Source organism: Brevibacterium sp. UCMA 11752, assembly GCF_021532235.1.
In the GTDB taxonomy this organism is placed as follows: domain Bacteria; phylum Actinomycetota; class Actinomycetes; order Actinomycetales; family Brevibacteriaceae; genus Brevibacterium; species Brevibacterium antiquum.
On sequence record NZ_JACBOS010000003.1, the window covers coordinates 2,740,494 to 2,756,343 of the forward strand.

General features: G+C 62.4%; 10 protein-coding genes and 1 tRNA gene. 8 read left to right on the forward strand and 3 right to left on the reverse strand.

Annotation, left to right across the window (positions count from 1 at the left end; genetic code table 11):
* Window positions 1–4: 4 nt before the first annotated feature.
* Complete coding sequence (gene pyk, locus HU144_RS12160; RefSeq protein WP_198396264.1) at window positions 5–1,552, forward strand: pyruvate kinase; 1,548 nt, start codon at window positions 5–7, stop codon at window positions 1,550–1,552.
* A gap of 249 nt (window positions 1,553–1,801) precedes the next feature.
* Window positions 1,802–3,196 (forward strand): dicarboxylate/amino acid:cation symporter, encoded by a 1,395-nt coding sequence (locus tag HU144_RS12165; protein ID WP_235351542.1) that lies wholly within the window; start codon window positions 1,802–1,804, stop codon window positions 3,194–3,196.
* A gap of 225 nt (window positions 3,197–3,421) precedes the next feature.
* Here the strand turns inward: HU144_RS12165 and HU144_RS12170 are convergent.
* Window positions 3,422–3,503, reverse strand: a tRNA-Leu gene (locus HU144_RS12170).
* Window positions 3,504–3,663: 160 nt separating this feature from the next.
* Here HU144_RS12170 and HU144_RS12175 point away from each other — a divergent pair.
* Complete coding sequence (locus tag HU144_RS12175; protein WP_374701013.1) at window positions 3,664–4,284, forward strand: ANTAR domain-containing response regulator; 621 nt, start codon at window positions 3,664–3,666, stop codon at window positions 4,282–4,284.
* A 133-nt stretch (window positions 4,285–4,417) separates the two neighbouring features.
* Here the strand turns inward: HU144_RS12175 and HU144_RS12180 are convergent, their stop codons facing one another.
* The gene (locus HU144_RS12180) at window positions 4,418–4,876 is read right to left on the reverse strand and encodes a PaaI family thioesterase (protein ID WP_235351543.1); all 459 of its coding nucleotides are present in this window, start codon (window positions 4,874–4,876) and stop codon (window positions 4,418–4,420) included.
* A gap of 41 nt (window positions 4,877–4,917) precedes the next feature.
* On the opposite strand from HU144_RS12180, the gene polA reads away from it, so the two are divergent.
* Complete coding sequence (gene polA / locus HU144_RS12185; RefSeq protein WP_235351544.1) at window positions 4,918–7,584, forward strand: DNA polymerase I; 2,667 nt, start codon at window positions 4,918–4,920, stop codon at window positions 7,582–7,584.
* Window positions 7,585–7,888: 304 nt separating this feature from the next.
* Here the strand turns inward: polA and HU144_RS12190 are convergent, their stop codons facing one another.
* Entirely contained in the window at window positions 7,889–8,728 is an 840-nt protein-coding gene (locus HU144_RS12190) for a class I SAM-dependent methyltransferase (protein ID WP_198396260.1), read from the reverse strand.
* Window positions 8,729–8,932: 204 nt separating this feature from the next.
* Here HU144_RS12190 and rpsA point away from each other — a divergent pair, with 204 nt between their 5' ends.
* From rpsA to uvrB, 4 genes are all read left to right on the forward strand, one after another.
* Complete coding sequence (gene rpsA, locus HU144_RS12195) at window positions 8,933–10,420, forward strand: 30S ribosomal protein S1 (RefSeq protein ID WP_069600240.1); 1,488 nt, start codon at window positions 8,933–8,935, stop codon at window positions 10,418–10,420.
* Window positions 10,421–10,466: 46 nt separating this feature from the next.
* The gene (locus HU144_RS12200; RefSeq protein WP_235351545.1) at window positions 10,467–12,287 is read left to right on the forward strand and encodes a hypothetical protein; all 1,821 of its coding nucleotides are present in this window, start codon (window positions 10,467–10,469) and stop codon (window positions 12,285–12,287) included.
* 9 nt (window positions 12,288–12,296) lie between these two features.
* Window positions 12,297–13,457: a dephospho-CoA kinase gene (coaE, locus tag HU144_RS12205; RefSeq protein WP_235351546.1), complete on the forward strand. Its 1,161-nt coding sequence runs from the start codon at window positions 12,297–12,299 to the stop codon at window positions 13,455–13,457.
* A gap of 65 nt (window positions 13,458–13,522) precedes the next feature.
* A complete protein-coding gene (gene uvrB, locus HU144_RS12210) occupies window positions 13,523–15,655 on the forward strand; it encodes an excinuclease ABC subunit UvrB (RefSeq protein ID WP_235351547.1) in 2,133 nt (710 codons plus the stop codon).
* The last annotated feature ends 195 nt before the right edge of the window (window positions 15,656–15,850 follow it).

Here is a 15,850-nt window from a genome sequence, read left to right on the forward strand (position 1 = left end):
GTGCATGAGGCGTGCAAAGATAGTCGCAACATTAGGTCCGAATCAGAACTCCTATGAAGAGATCCGCGCGCTCGTCGACGAAGGCGTCGATGTGGCCAGATTCAATCTCAGCCACGGCAAGCGGGAAGAACACGAAGAGAAATTCGCCTGGGTTCGCCAGGCCGCACTCGACACCGGCCGTGCCGTCGCGCTGCTGCTCGATCTGCAGGGCCCGAAGATTAGGGTCGGCAATTTCGCCAACGGCAAGGAAGAGCTGGTCGAAGGCGCAACCTTCACCATCACCAACCGCGACATCGCCGGCACCGCCGAGGTCGTGAGCACCACACTGTCGACTCTGCCGGGCGATGTGTCCGTCGGCGATCCGCTGCTCATCGATGATGGGCGCCTGCGTCTGCGTGCCACCGAGGTCACCGACACCGATGTCGTCACCGAGGTGGAGATCGGCGGAACGATCTCGAACCACAAGGGCATCAACCTTCCCGGTGTTCCGGTCTCCGTGCCGGCGCTGTCAGAGAAGGACATTGAGGACCTCAAATGGGGCCTCAAGCTCGGCTTCGACTGGGTGGCGCTGTCCTTCGTCCGCAGTCCCGAGGACATGGATGATGTCAGGGCAGTCATGGACGAGGTCGGCATCTCCGCACCCGTCATCGCCAAGCTGGAGAAGCCGCAGGCCGTCGAACAGCTCGACGCGGTCATCGACGCCTTCGACGGAATCATGGTCGCCCGCGGCGACCTCGGCGTGGAGCTGCCCCTGGAACAGGTTCCGATCGTGCAGAAGCGTGCGGTCGAGATCGCCCGGCAGCAGGCCAAACCCGTGATCGTGGCCACTCAGATGCTCGAGACCATGATCGATGCGGCCAGGCCCACCCGCGCCGAGGCGAGCGACTGCGCCAACGCCGTCCTCGACGGAGCCGATGCTCTGATGCTCTCGGGTGAGACTTCAGTGGGCGACTACTGGGTCGAAGCGATCCGGACCATGAGCCGCATCATCGAGTCCACCGAGGAACACGGCATGGAACGGATCCCGCAATTGGGCACAGTTCCTCACACCAAGGGTGGGGCAGTGACCGCCGCAGCGGTCCAGATTGCTGAACAGCTCGACATCGATCTGCTGTGCACCTTCTCCCAGACGGGTGACTCCGTACGCCGGATGTCGCGTCTGCGTCCCGCGTGGCCGATCCTCGGCTTCACCCCCGATGCTCAGGTTCGCCACCAGCTGGCACTGACCTGGGGTGTACGCCCCTACCTGGTCAAGACCGTGCGGCACACGGACCAGATGGCCAGACAGGTCGATGCTGTGCTGCTCGCGGACGGAACTGCCCACGAAGGCGATCAGTCCATCCTCGTGGCCGGGTCTCCTCCCGGCATCCCAGGGTCGACCAATGCCCTGCGCATCCACACGATGGGTGATGCGGCCAAGGGAGTTGCCGCGGCCTACGAGGACTCCTCGGATGATGAGGAAGATCCCTTGGCCGGGTACGGCATCGTCTCCGAAACGCCGGTCACCCGTGAGGTGCCGATCATCAAGGAGAACGGCACGCCGAGGCACTGAGGCTCTCTATAACGGCGGCTGCCCCTTTCCGGGGTGGCCGCCGTTGTCATGTGCCGTTTCCATATGCGCGAGCAGCCGCCTGAGCGGTTGGCGCCAGTGAGAGCCACTTCACTTGGACTTGCGGAATTTCTGAGATTGCTCAACAGTTGTTCATTGAGTTGAACATTGCCTGAACTGAGATTCGCTCGAATTGAGCACCATTCGGGTTGAGCATCGTTCGGAAACCGACAGACGAAGAAGAGGAGTGGCATGAGATTGCCCAAGTGGACCCGATCATTCGGGGTGCAGGTCACCATAGCCCTGATTGCGGGCGTGATCCTCGGGTTGATCGCCCGATCCTGGGGTCCGGTCAGTGAGAGTCAGGACAACTGGCTCGGTCAGACCTTGGACACCATCGGATCGTCCTACGTGACACTCCTCAAGGCGGCCGTCGTGCCCCTCGTCATCACCGCGATCATCGCCAGCATCGGCAATCTGCGTAAGGTCACGAATGCGGCCAGGCTCGCAGTCTCCACGCTTCTGTGGTTCGCCTTCACCGCGCTCATCGCCGTCCTCATCGGACTCATCCTCGGTGTTGTGATTCAGCCGGGCATGCACGCTGACGCCGCATCGTTGAACGGTGCCGCCCCTGATTCTCAGGGCAGCTGGATCGGCTTCCTGACCGGTCTTGTGCCCGTGAACTTCCTCGGCCTCGAGGTCGCGACCTCGCCCGATGAGGCCGGGGGCCTGGTCTCTGAGGTCGACTTCAACATCCTTCAGCTCATCATCGTCTCCGGTGCCATCGGCATCGCCGCGGTCAAGGTCGGCAAGGCCGCCGAACCTTTCCTCCAGTTCGTCGAATCGGCCTTGGCCGTCGTGCAGAAGGTGGTCTGGTGGATCGTGCGCATCGCACCGATCGGCACCCTCGGCCTCATCGGCAACGCGGTCAACTCCTACGGCTGGTCGACGATGGGTTCTCTGCTGTGGTTCGTCGTTGCTGTGTACGTGGGGCTGGCGATCGTCTTCTTCGTCGTCTATCCGACACTGGCCAAGCTCAACGGTCTCTCCGTTCGTCAGTACTTCTCCGGTGTGTGGCCGGCCGCCCAGATGGGCTTCGTGTCCCGGTCATCGATCGGCACCATGCCTGTGACCCAGAAGGTCACGACCGACAACTTCGGCGTTCCGCAGAGTTACGCCGCCTTCGCAGTCCCCTTCGGGGCGACGACGAAGATGGACGGCTGTGCCGCGATCTATCCGGCGATCGCCGCTGTCTTTGTGGCCCAGTTCTTCGGAATCGATCTCACGATCGTGCAGTACTTCCTGATCGTGTTCGTCTCCGTCATCGGTTCGGCGGCAACGGCCGGAACGACCGGTGCCACTGTGATGCTGACTCTCACGCTGTCCACCCTCGGACTGCCCCTTGAAGGTGTGGGTCTGCTCCTGGCGATCGAGCCGATCGTCGACATGGGGCGCACAGCGCTCAATGTCTCGGGACAGGCTCTCGTTCCCGCCATTGTGGCCAAACGCCACGGCATCCTCGATGTCGACCGCTACGATGCTGCTCGTGTGGACGGCTATGTGCCGGTCGATGAGGACACAGAGGAGACTGCCGGCGACTCCGATGAGGCTGAACTCGAACAGCCCTCGAGTGGAGTGCGTTCCTGACTCAATTGGGCACCTGGCCGGCATGAGCATTTCGCTCATGTCGGCCAGGCTCATGGTGGTCAGAAGTGCATTTCGAGCTGTTGCGGGGCAGAGCGCTTCGCTGGTGGCCGAGTTCGCGGCAGAAAGTTCTTGGCGGAGTCAGTGAAGGGCCGGCGAACATGAGTTCGCCGGCCCTTCACTGCTGTTTCGTGCCCTGTGACCGTCTGACGACTGTCTGGGTATAAGTACCGGATGTGGGACTCGAACCCACACGTCTCTCGACAATGCATTTTGAGTGCACCGCGTCTACCGATTCCGCCAATCCGGCTCGGCCGCGGAGCGAATCCGCGACAGAGTCGAGTTTACGACAGCTTTTATGTGATTGCACAATCGGCGGCGGTGGTGACCATCACACGGGTGGCTACCATCACAGAAGAAACTTGGGTACCGACGTCGGTGCGCGCGTGGGCCTGGTTTAGACTGGTGCCGTGCTTTCAAACAGCGAACAACCAACTTCAGATGAGTCCGTGCCGGTTCGCCGCGTCGTAGTGGCGGAAGACGAGGCCGTGATTCGTCTCGATATCGTCGAGATGCTGCGCGAGGTCGGATACGACGTCGTCGGCGAAGCCGCAGACGGCGAATCCGCAATCCGCCTGGCCGAAGAGCTGCGCCCTGATCTCGTCGTGATGGACATCAAGATGCCCATCCTCGACGGAATCTCCGCAGCAGAGAGGATCGCCAAGGCGCGCATCGCTCCGGTGGTCCTGCTCACGGCCTTCTCGCAGAAGGAGCTCGTCGAGCGAGCTCGTGATGCGGGAGCAATGGCTTACGTGGTCAAGCCCTTCACCGCTGCAGATCTCATTCCGGCCCTCGAGATCGCCTTGTCGCGTCATGCAGAGATCAGCTCGCTCGAGAGCGAGATCTCCGATCTGACCGAACGCTTCGAAACCCGCAAGGTCGTCGAGCGCGCCAAGAGCCTGCTCCAGACCTCGATGGGTCTGAGCGAGCCCGAGGCCTTCCGCTGGATCCAGAAGACGTCGATGGATCGTCGCCTGACCATGCGCGAGGTCGCGGACACCGTTCTCAAGCAGATCGGCTCCGACAAGTAGTCAGCGTCCACCCCAACACACACCGAGGCCGACGAATCCGATGAGGATTCGCCGGCCTCCCGCGTTATGCAGTCACCGTTTGCAGATCACGCTGTCTGCAGATCACACTGCCTGGAATGACACTGCCTGCAGATCATTTGGGCTTGGTTTTGAGGATCATGTTCGTGATTCGCACGATTGAGAGGAGCCGACCGGCGGTATCGGTCATCTTCACCTCGTGAGACACGATCGTGCGTCCCTGGTGGAGCACCTCGGCGCGGCCGGTCACTGTGCCGTCCCTCGCCGCACGCAGATGTGTGGCATTGAGGTCGACGCCGACGACGTTCTTCCCGCCGGAGATGAGGAACGAATGCATCGAGGCCAGGGATTCAGCGAGTACGACATGGCCGCCGCCGTGGAAGAGGCCCATGGGCTGAGTGTTGCCCGCTACCGGTGCGGTGCCCGTGACGTGGTCGTGGGCCAGCTCTGTGAACTCGATCCCCATCTTCGCCGCCAGATCACCGACTGCGTCGGGGGCGTTGAGCTGGCGGAGCAGCTGTCTGCACTGCTTTTCGGTGGTCTCCGCAGTCAGTGATGCATCCGGTCTGAACATCGTTCTCCTTCATGTCAGTTTTGAACGATAGGCTATGCCATGTGACTCAAGTAAACGAATCCCTCCTGCTCATCGATGGACACTCTCTGGCCTACCGGGCATTCCACGCCCTGCCGGTGGAGAACTTCGCCACCAGCACCGGCCAGTCGACGAACGCCATCTACGGCTTCATCTCGATGCTCATCAATGTCCTCAGGGACGAGTCGCCCAGCCATGTGGCCGTGGCCTTCGACCTGGGACGTCAGACGTTCCGCCTCGAAGAGTATCCGGAGTACAAGGCCGGACGGGCCAAGACGCCACCGGAGTTCCACCCTCAGATCGACCTGATCAAGGACATCGTCGTCGCGATGGGGATCACTGTGGTGACCAAAGACGGGTTCGAAGCCGACGATGTGCTGGCGACCATGGCCCGTATGGGCACCGAAGCAGGCGCCAATGTCGAGGTGATGAGCGGAGACAAGGACTCGTTCCAGCTCTCCAACGAGTCCGTGACGATCCTCTACCCAAAACGCGGCGTCAGCGACCTCAATCGCATGACCCCAGCCGCGATCGAAGAGAAGTACGCGGTGACTCCAGCGAACTACCGCGGACTCGCTGCTCTGGTGGGGGAGAAGGCCGACAACCTTCCCGGAGTGCCCGGTGTCGGTGACAAGACAGCGGCGAAATGGCTGACAACCTACGGTGACCTGCCCGGAGTGCTCGAGAACGCGGAATCGATCAAGGGCAAAGTCGGAGAGAAGCTTCGCGACCACGTCTCTGAGGTCGAACGCAACTTCCGACTCAATCGCCTCCTCGACGATGTCGACCTGGGCCTGACCTACGCCGACCTGAAATGGGGCGAGGGTGACCCGAGCGAACTATCGAGCCTGTTCGACCAGCTCGAATTCCAGGCTCTCGGCAAACGGCTGAGTGCGATCTTCGGTGAGGAAGCCGTACCCGAGGAAGCCGCCGGACCCGCGCGCGAAGTCTCCGTTGAGACTCTCGACGTTGCAGAGCTGCTTGAGAAGATGTCTGATTCCGATGTGCTCGCGCTTGACTCCGACGCGCGTTACGAACTCGGGCACGGCGATGTTCGAGTCCTCGCCGTCTCCGGCACACCGGAGGAAGCCTGGGTCGTCGACCTCGCCGAGGCGGGGGAGAGCGCCGTGGCGAATCTGAGTTCGGCGCTGCGGACGAAGACCCTCATCCTGCACAGCGCGAAGACGCAGATCAAGGCCTGGCGCTCACTGGGCCTCGAGGTCGACGACGTTGCCGGTGACACGGCTCTGGCCGCTTACCTCCTGGTGCCCGATCAGCGCAGCTACGAGCTGCCGCAGATCGCGCTCGAACGAGCCGGAATCGAACTGAGCGAGCCCGGAAGCGACAGCGGACAGCTGGCCCTCGACCTCGACTCGGACCAGACCGCTCAGACACACGGATACAGGGCTGCCGCGCTGCTTGAAGTCCACGAGATCCTGGCACTGGCAATCGACGAAGCGAACATGAGCCAGGTCTACCGCGACATCGAACTGCCGCTGGTTCCAGTGCTGGCCAAGATGGAGCTGGCAGGCATCGCAGTCGATGAAGCGGGTCTGTCCGGGCTCATCGATGAGTTCACCAAGCAGGCGGAGGAAAGCGCGAAGCTCGCCTATGAGGCGATCGGCCATGAGGTCAATCTCGGTTCGCCCAAGCAGCTGCAGGCCGTGCTCTTCGACGAACTCGACATGCCCAAAACGAAACGTACGAAGACCGGATACACCACCGATGCCGACGCGCTGGCGGAGCTGTTCATCAAAACCGAGCATCCGTTCCTGCAGCATCTGCTGGCCTACCGTGATTCCACGAAGCTCAAGCAGACCGTCGTGGGTCTGCTGAAGACCGTGGCCGAGGACGGTCGCATCCACACGACCTACCAGCAGACCGTCGCCGCGACGGGCCGACTGTCCTCGCTCGACCCGAATCTGCAGAACATTCCGGTCCGTACCGAATCAGGGCGGCGTATCCGTGAGATCTTCATCTCCGACCCCGAGGTCGAGGACTCTCGGCTCTTGACAGCCGACTACTCGCAGATCGAAATGCGCATCATGGCCCACTTGTCCGGCGATGCCGCACTGATCCAGGCATTCAAAGACGGCGAGGATCTGCACTCATACGTCGGTTCGAAGGTCTTCGGAGTTGGCATCGACGAAGTGGACTCGGCGATGCGCTCGAAGGTCAAGGCCATGTCCTACGGACTGGTCTACGGGCTGTCCGCCTATGGCCTGTCCCGACAGCTGGCGATCGGTGTGGACGAGGCGAAGAACCTCATGGAGCAGTACTTCGAGCGCTTCGGCGCGGTCAAGGACTATCTCGATGAGATCGTCGAACAGGCTCGAGCCAACGGCTACACAGAGACCATCATGGGTCGCAGGCGGTACCTGCCGGCCCTGCACAGCGACCGGCGGCAGCTCCGGGACATGGCCGAACGTGCCGCCCTCAACGCCCCGATTCAGGGATCGGCGGCCGACATCATGAAGATTGCGATGCTCAAGGTCAGCGACCGCCTCGGCGATCTCAAGTCGACGGTCCTGCTCCAGGTCCATGACGAGATCATCGTCGACGTCCACCCAGGTGAGGTCGAATCCGTCACGGCGATTGTGACCGAGGAGATGGGATCAGCCTTCGAGTTGGACGTACCCCTCGACGTCAACGTCGGAACCGGAGTCTCCTGGCACGACGCAGCCCACTGACGCGACGGTGAGCCGGCCACCGAGGTGGACGCGACGCGGAGGTGAGCGTGACGCGACGGCGGACGTGACGCGGAGATGCGCGTGACGCGGAGGTGAACCGGTATTCATTGTGCGATTACGTTCGAGAATACGGCTGGGGGCGACCGTAATCGCACAATGAATGTAGGTTCAGCGCGAAGCGAGGTGCACGAAGAGGGGCTGTGGTGCGCATTGCTGTTCGCAGCGGGGACCCTGGCGAGTTCGCAGCGGGGGCCCTGACGGGTGCGCAGCAGTGCGGGAGTCAGTGCCTACAGCAGTGCGGGAGTCAGTCCTTATTCAGAGTGGTGGAGAAGATGACGGTGCCGGGCATGAGCGAACCGCGCAGGGGAGACCAGCCGCCCCAGGCGGTCTGGTTGGACTCCGGCCATTCCGGCTCCGTCACCGAATCGATCGTGAAGCCGGCCGTGACCAGCAGATTCACCCAATCGCCCATTGTCCGGTGGTGCTCGGCGTAGACCGGCTGCCCGTCCGCGGAGATCTCCACGTACGGCGTGCGGTCGAAGTATGAGTACTCGACGGTCAGTCCCGCTTCGCCGGGCACATCGGGAAACATCCAGCGCAGCGGGTGGGTGGTGGAGAAGGCCCACCGTCCGCCCGGTCGAAGCACACGAGCGACCTCGGAGAAGACGACATCGGCGTCCTTCACGAAGGGCAGTGCGCCGTAGGAGGAGAACCCGACATCGAAGCTGTTCGACGCGAACGGCAGCTGGCGGGCATCGGCGTGGAGGAATGTCGGGGGAGTGGCATCGTCGCTGAGCGGGTGTTCGCGCTGGAGCCTGGAAGCCTGCTCGAGCATGCCTGAAGACACGTCGACGCCGGTCGCGATCGCCCCTTCCTCGGCCAGCCAGCGTGAGCACTGTCCGGCGCCGCAGCCGACCTCGAGGATCTGCCTGCGAGCGACATTGCCGAGCAGATTCACATCGGATTCGCGGATTCCCTCCGGACACCAGATGAAATCCGTGTCGCCGAGCGCACTGCCGTGCTCGGCCAGGTAATCCTCGGCAGAATTGTCCCAATAGCCTCTGTTGGCGCGGACTGAGGCCTCTTCATCGATGGGCAGATAGCCGCCGCTGATGACCTCGGCCTGATAACTTCCGTCGCTCATCATTCCTCCGTGGCGATCGCCATGTTCTGTTTCCGACTTCGGCGTGCATTCACGCCATGGATGATGCTAGTATTGACAACCGTATGCGCGTATGCATACATGTCCAAAATCGTAATCGAGACCGGATCCAGTTCTCGGGCTGTTTCACAGCATCGCCTCAGAGTATCGGATCTGGACCATAATTCCATCGGAGTCCCAACCTATATGACCACCACCACGCCGGAATCGGTGCAGCCGAAGCAGGTCGCTGTCAACGACATCGGAACCGCTGAGGACTTTCTCGCCGCAGTCGACGAGACGATCAAGTACTTCAACGATGGCGACATCGTTGAGGGCACCGTCGTCAAGGTCGATCGCGACGAAGTGCTCGTCGACATCGGATACAAGACGGAAGGCGTCGTCCTTTCGCGAGAACTCTCCATCAAGCATGATGTCGATCCCGGCGAAGTTGTCGAGGTCGGGGACGAAATCGAAGCCCTCGTTCTTCAGAAGGAAGACAAAGAAGGCCGACTCATGTTGTCCAAGAAGCGTGCGCAGTACGAGCGCGCCTGGGGCGACATCGAAAAGATCAAGGAAGACGACGGTGTTGTCACCGGTACCGTCATCGAGGTTGTCAAGGGCGGCCTGATCGTGGACATCGGTCTGCGCGGCTTCCTGCCTGCTTCCCTCGTCGAGATGCGTCGCGTCCGCGATCTGGCTCCTTACATCGGCCAGCAGGTCGAAGCCAAGATCATCGAACTGGACAAGAACCGCAACAACGTCGTTCTGTCCCGTCGCGCATGGCTCGAGCAGACCCAGTCCGCAGTCCGCCACGACTTCCTGCAGACCCTCCAGAAGGGCCAGGTCCGTCCCGGCGTCGTGTCTTCGATCGTCAACTTCGGTGCATTCGTCGACCTCGGTGGTGTCGACGGACTCGTTCACGTCTCCGAACTGTCCTGGAAGCACATCGATCACCCAGGTGAGGTCGTCACCGTCGGTGACGAGGTCACCGTTGAGGTGCTCGACGTCGATATGGATCGCGAACGTGTCTCCCTGTCGCTCAAGGCGACTCAGGAAGACCCATGGCAGCACTTCGCTCGCACCCACGTCATCGGCCAGATCGTTCCCGGCAAGGTCACCAAGCTGGTTCCGTTCGGTGCGTTCGTGCGCGTCGAAGACGGCATCGAGGGCCTCGTCCACATCTCCGAACTCGCAGTTCGCCACGTGGACCTGCCAGAACAGGTCGTCTCCGTTGACGAGACCATCTACGTCAAGGTCATCGACATCGACCTCGAACGCCGCCGCATCTCGCTGTCGCTGAAGCAGGCGAACGAGGGCGTCGACCCCGAGGCCGACGAATTCCTCGACCCTGCCCTCTACGGCATGCCGCAGGAATACGACGAAGACGGCAACTACAAGTACCCAGAAGGCTTCGATCCCGAGACCAACGAGTGGATGGAAGGCTTCGATTCACAGCGCGAGGTCTGGGAGCAGCAGTACGCTGCCGCTCAGGAGCGTTGGGAAGAGCACAAGAAGCAGGTCGCCAAGGCCATCGCTGCGGACGCCGAAGCAGGCTCCGAAGAGGCCGGCAGCGCTCCTGCCGAAGCTGCACCAGCCACCGGATCGTTCTCCTCGGAAGAGGCAGGCGACGAAGGAACACTGGCCAGCGACGAAGCTCTCGCAGCTCTGCGTGAGAAGCTTGCAGGCAGCTGATAACAGCACTCACAAGGGCTCCCGGTCGATTGATCGGGAGCCCTTTGTGTTTGCACCCACTCTGCGACAACGAGCCCGACCATGGCTGTGGTACGCGCTTCTGCTCACTGTCGCCAGCATCTGCGTGTTCGGACAGGTCGCCGCCGATCCAGGAGGGCAGGTAGCCGCCGGCAACGACGACTCATCGCTCTTCATCTGGTGGCTCGGGCATGCGGCGGACATCGTCGCCACCCAACTGGGCTTCGGCACCGACGGAACCCCATCGGGAACAGCGAACGGGCTCCTCTACACGGAGGCGATGAATACCCTCAACGGGGGTGTCAACGGTGCCTGGAACACCTCCCTGGCAGGACTGGCCCTGATCTTGGCCCCTGTCACCTGGGTGGTCGGACCCATTGTCAGCTACAACCTGCTCATCATCTCCATCCCGGTCCTGGTCAGCCTCGCGACCGCGGCACTCTTCACGCGCTTTCTGACCCGAATCCCGGCCTTCGTCGCAGCCGGCGGTGTGGGCTTCTCCAGCTACGTGATCGCCCAGACCTCGGGCCATCCCAATCTTGCATTCGCCGTGGCACCACCGCTGGTGGCACTCATCATCATCCGACTGCTGTTCCGCACGCCCTCGTCCGTACTCTTCAATCGTGAGTTCTGGACGCTGAGCCTTGGCCTGGGAGCCGTCCTGGGATTCCAGTTCTACGTCTCCACTGAGGTCCTGGCCGGCACTTTCATCGCCGCGCTGTGTCTGCTGGTGGGCATCGCCGTCTTCGGACGGAAGGCCTGGACGCTGACCAGTTGGGTCCGGTTGGCGCTGGGCGGCGTGCTCGGCTCCGCAGTTGCCCTGCTCATCGCACTGCCGCTCCTGCTCACGATGCGCGGACCGAACGCTCCCGACGGTGCGATCAGACCCCACGGGGTATGGAACACAGACCTGCTCGATCCCATCATCCCAGCAGGTCCGACCCTTCTCGGGTCCGGTTCATCGCCGATCCCGCGCGTGATGGACATCGATGCCGCAGAGCTCGGCGCCTACGTCGGAGTTCCCGCGCTCATCGCCGCTGCCATCATCGTCATCTGCCTCGTCCGCAGCCCCAGGTATGCGACGATTCTGCGCATCGCCTCGGCGACGGGGCTGCTGGTCTTTGTCCTGTCACTGGGTTCACCGGTCCTCCTCAACGGGTCGGCCGTCGTCGACACCGGTCCCTTCGCCCTCGTCGAGGCCATACCGGTGCTCAACAACATCCTTCCCATGCGCCTGGTCCTGCATTCGACGATTGCACTGTTCGCGATCCTCGGCTGCGGACTGCAATGGGCCCTCGACCATATTCGGAGGCGCTTCGCCCAAGCTCTGATGGGCCTGCTGGTGGTCGCCGCGGTCTGCGCGATCCCCGGCGTGCAGAACTCACGTGAGGTCTACGTACCCGACTTCTACACCGATTCCATCGCCGAGGTGGTTCCCTCCGGAGCCGTCGTCAAGACCGTGCCCCGCCCCCTGGCCTGGGCCGAACCACATGCCGATGAAGCCATGGTGTGGCAGTCCGTGAGCAGTTTCCACTATCGGGAGACGGGCGGCTACTTCATCGGTTCGAGCCCTGACGCGGCAGTCACCTATGTGGCACCCGAGGACGCTATCGACGAGCTGCTGCACGAGACGGTGTACTCGGGCGCACCCTTCCCGGATCCTGACAGCAGTGAGGTCAACGCAGCCGTCGATGAGCTGCGAGGCTCAGGGGTCGACTACGTGGTCCTTGCCCCGGACGCGCCGCTCTTGCCCGGCGGACCCGGAGAATACGAGGATTTCCTCAACGCCAGTCTCGGCACACCCTCCTTCGCCGACGACGGGGTACTGGTCTACCCGCTGAATCGTTAGGCTGAGCTCATGCTGAAAATTGGTCTCACCGGTGGAATCGGTGCAGGGAAGTCAACCGTGTCCGAGATCCTCGCCGCGCATGGTGCGGTGATCATCGATGCCGACAAGATCGCCCGGGAGGTCGTCGCGCCGGGGGAGCCCCTGCTCGAGGAGCTGGCCGAGAGATTCGGTGAGGATGTCATCGCCGACGACCGCGGACTCGACCGGGCGCAGCTGGCTGCATCGGCATTCGTCGACGAGGAGTCGACCGGTGCGCTGAACGCACTCATGCATCCCGCGATCCGCGACCGCACCCTCGAGCACTTCGCGAGGCATTCCGACGCCGAGGTGGTCGTCCACGATGTGCCGCTGCTGGTCGAGAATGCGATGACCCCTGCCTATCATCTCAATCTCCTCGTCGACGTTCCATCCGACCTCCGACTGCAGCGTCTGATGAGTGCCCGCGGCATGGACCGCGCGGATGCCGAATCGCGCATCGCCAGGCAGGCCGACGACGAAGATCGCTATGCAGTCTGCGACGTGATCATCGACAACGCAGGCTCGGTCAGCCAGACGCAGGACCGAGTTGCGCGCCTCGTCGACGACCGGATCCTGCCGTTCGCGGCCAATCTGGAAGCCCGGCGACGTGCGGAACGGGGGCCGGCCGAGCTCGTCGACCCGACTGGTCAGGACTGGCCGATGCAGGCGCAGCGGATCATCGCGAAGCTGCACCACGGCATCGGCACTCGGTTCCGCATCGATCACATCGGTTCCACAGCTGTACCGGGCCTGGCGGCCAAAGACGTCATCGACCTCCAGCTCCTCGTGCCCGATCTCGGCATCGCACGTGAACTGTCTGCCACCTTGGCCGAGCTGGGATATCCGGGCGATGACGCGGTCGACAACCTCGGCGAGGGGCAGTTCGAGTCAAAACGATTCCACGCGAACACGGACCCGGGGCGGGCAGTCAATCTTCATGTCCGAACCGAGGATTCCTTCGGTGCCGTCTTCGCACGGTCGTTCGTCGAACTGATGCGCACGGACTCAGCCGAACGCGAGAGGTACGCACAGGTGAAGCGAACTCTGGCCGATGACCACGCCCGCGACGGGCACACCGCGGGATATGCGGACGCGAAGGAACCGTACTTCCTGACGATGCGCCGACGACTCCTCCCAGCCAGCTTCGACTGAGCAGTTCACAACAGAGTCTCGGCTCAACGGTGCACTGTGTCATGGGCGAGGGTTAGTGTTGGACCATGAGCTCAGAACGTCCCCTGCCAGCCATCGGCCACAGGCCAGATGTCACGCGCACAGTCGCCCCGTTCGAAGTCGTCTCCGAATACTCTCCATCCGGCGATCAGCCCACTGCGATCACCGAGATCTCGGAGCGACTCGACCAGGGAGAGCGGGACATCGTGCTGCTGGGTGCCACCGGTACGGGCAAGTCCGCGACCACAGCCTGGCTGATCGAACAGGTTCAGAGACCGACCCTGATCATGGCACCCAACAAGACTCTGGCCGCGCAGCTGGCCAATGAGTTCCGGCAGCTGCTGCCCAACAACGCGGTCGAATACTTCGTCTCCTACTACGACTACTATCAGCCCGAGGCCTACGTCCCGCAGACCGACACCTTCATCGAGAAGGACTCCTCGGTCAACGATGAGGTCGAACGCCTGCGCCACTCCGCGACGAACTCCCTACTGACCCGCCGAGACGTCGTCGTCGTCTCCACCGTGTCCTGCATCTACGGCCTGGGCACACCGGAGGAGTACGTCGACCGGATGGTGACCCTCAAACGGGGCGAGCAGTGCGACCGCGACGAGCTCCTCAAACGCTTCGTATCGATGCAGTATGCACGCAACGACATGGCATTTACCCGTGGTACCTTCCGCGTCCGAGGCGACACCGTCGAGATCATCCCGCAGTATGAGGAACTCGCCCTGCGGATCGAGTTCTTCGGTGACGAGATCGAAACGCTCCAGACGCTGCATCCTCTGACTGGCGAGATCGTCCGGGAAGAGGAGACGATCCACGTCTTCCCCGCTTCGCACTACGTCGCCGGAGAGAACCGGATGGGGCGAGCCGTCAGCGAGATCGAGAACGAACTGCAGACGCGGTTGAGCGAGTTCGAATCGCAGAACAAACTCCTCGAGGCTCAACGTCTGAAGATGCGCACCACCTACGACCTCGAGATGATGGAGTCGATGGGGTTCACCTCCGGCATCGAGAACTACTCCCGGCACATCGACGGACGGCCCGCCGGGTCGGCACCGAACTGTCTGCTCGACTACTTCCCAGAGGACTTCCTCCTCGTCATCGACGAATCCCACGTCACGGTCCCTCAGATCGGCGGAATGTACGAAGGCGACATGTCGCGCAAGCGCACACTGGTCGAACACGGATTCCGCCTCCCCAGCGCGATGGACAACAGGCCACTGAAATTCGACGAGTTCCGTGAACGCATCGGACAGGCCGTGTATCTGTCGGCGACTCCGGGCAGCTTCGAGCTGGGAAATGGGAATGGCTACGTCCAGCAGATCATCCGACCCACTGGTCTCGTCGACCCGGAGATCGTCGTCAAGCCGACAAAGGGACAGATCGACGACCTGCTCGACGAGATCAGAACTCGCGTCGATGCTCAGGAAAGAGTCCTGGTCACCACGCTGACGAAGAAGATGGCCGAGGATCTCACGGACTACCTCCTCGAACACGATGTGAAAGTGCAGTACCTCCACTCGGACGTCGACACCCTGCGCCGAGTCGAACTTCTGACAGAGCTGAGGGCCGGCGAGTTCGATGTCCTCGTCGGAATCAACCTTCTGCGTGAGGGCCTCGACCTGCCCGAGGTCTCCCTTGTGGCCATCCTCGACGCTGACAAGGAGGGCTTCCTGCGTTCGGCCACCTCCCTGATCCAGACGATCGGTCGCGCGGCTCGTAACATCAACGGCCAGGTCCATATGTATGCCGACACGATCACACGGTCCATGCGTGAGGCCATCGACGAGACCGATCGTCGACGCGAGATACAGGTCGCGCACAACAAGGAACACGGCATCGACCCCATGCCGCTGGTCAAGAAGATCGCCGACATCACCGAACGGCTGCAGCGAGAGGACGCGGACACGCGTGAGCTGCTGACCGAATTCGACTACGGCAAGGGCAAACGCGGGTACAACTCCACGCTGACCGACGAGCAGCGTCAGGCTGCAGGCAAGTCCGGTTCCCTGCGCCCACCGGCAGCCGACCTGACCGAGCTCATCGAGTCTCTGACCTCGCAGATGCACACGGCGGCAGCGGAGCTGCAGTTCGAGCTCGCGGCACGTCTCAGGGATGAACTCTCGGATCTCAAGAAGGAACTGCGGCAGATGAAGCAGGCCGGGCACGCCTGATTCGACCCGCGTGCTCATGCACATGCGTCCGCACGACTATACTGGTGTGGCTGGCGAAAGGGAGTATCCCGTCCATCCGTGCTCGTCACCACGATCCCTCAGAGGATCCGGTCACGGAGCGCACGCCGCCACTTCTTCAGTGGTCATAGCGTGGGAGAGACTTTCGGCACGGGTACATCACCGACACCTTTGAAA

What these genes read in the sequence shown, in the direction of transcription:
- coaE (WP_235351546.1), top strand. Translation starts at nt 12,297, where the DNA reads ATGCTGAAAATTGGTCTCACCGGTGGAATCGGTGCAGGGAAGTCAACC.
- HU144_RS12180 (WP_235351543.1), bottom strand. Translation starts at nt 4,876, where the DNA reads ATGTTCAGACCGGATGCATCACTGACTGCGGAGACCACCGAAAAGCAG.
- HU144_RS12165 (WP_235351542.1), top strand. Translation starts at nt 1,802, where the DNA reads ATGAGATTGCCCAAGTGGACCCGATCATTCGGGGTGCAGGTCACCATA.
- pyk (WP_198396264.1), top strand. Translation starts at nt 5, where the DNA reads ATGAGGCGTGCAAAGATAGTCGCAACATTAGGTCCGAATCAGAACTCC.
- uvrB (WP_235351547.1), top strand. Translation starts at nt 13,523, where the DNA reads ATGAGCTCAGAACGTCCCCTGCCAGCCATCGGCCACAGGCCAGATGTC.
- rpsA (WP_069600240.1), top strand. Translation starts at nt 8,933, where the DNA reads ATGACCACCACCACGCCGGAATCGGTGCAGCCGAAGCAGGTCGCTGTC.
- HU144_RS12190 (WP_198396260.1), bottom strand. Translation starts at nt 8,728, where the DNA reads ATGAGCGACGGAAGTTATCAGGCCGAGGTCATCAGCGGCGGCTATCTG.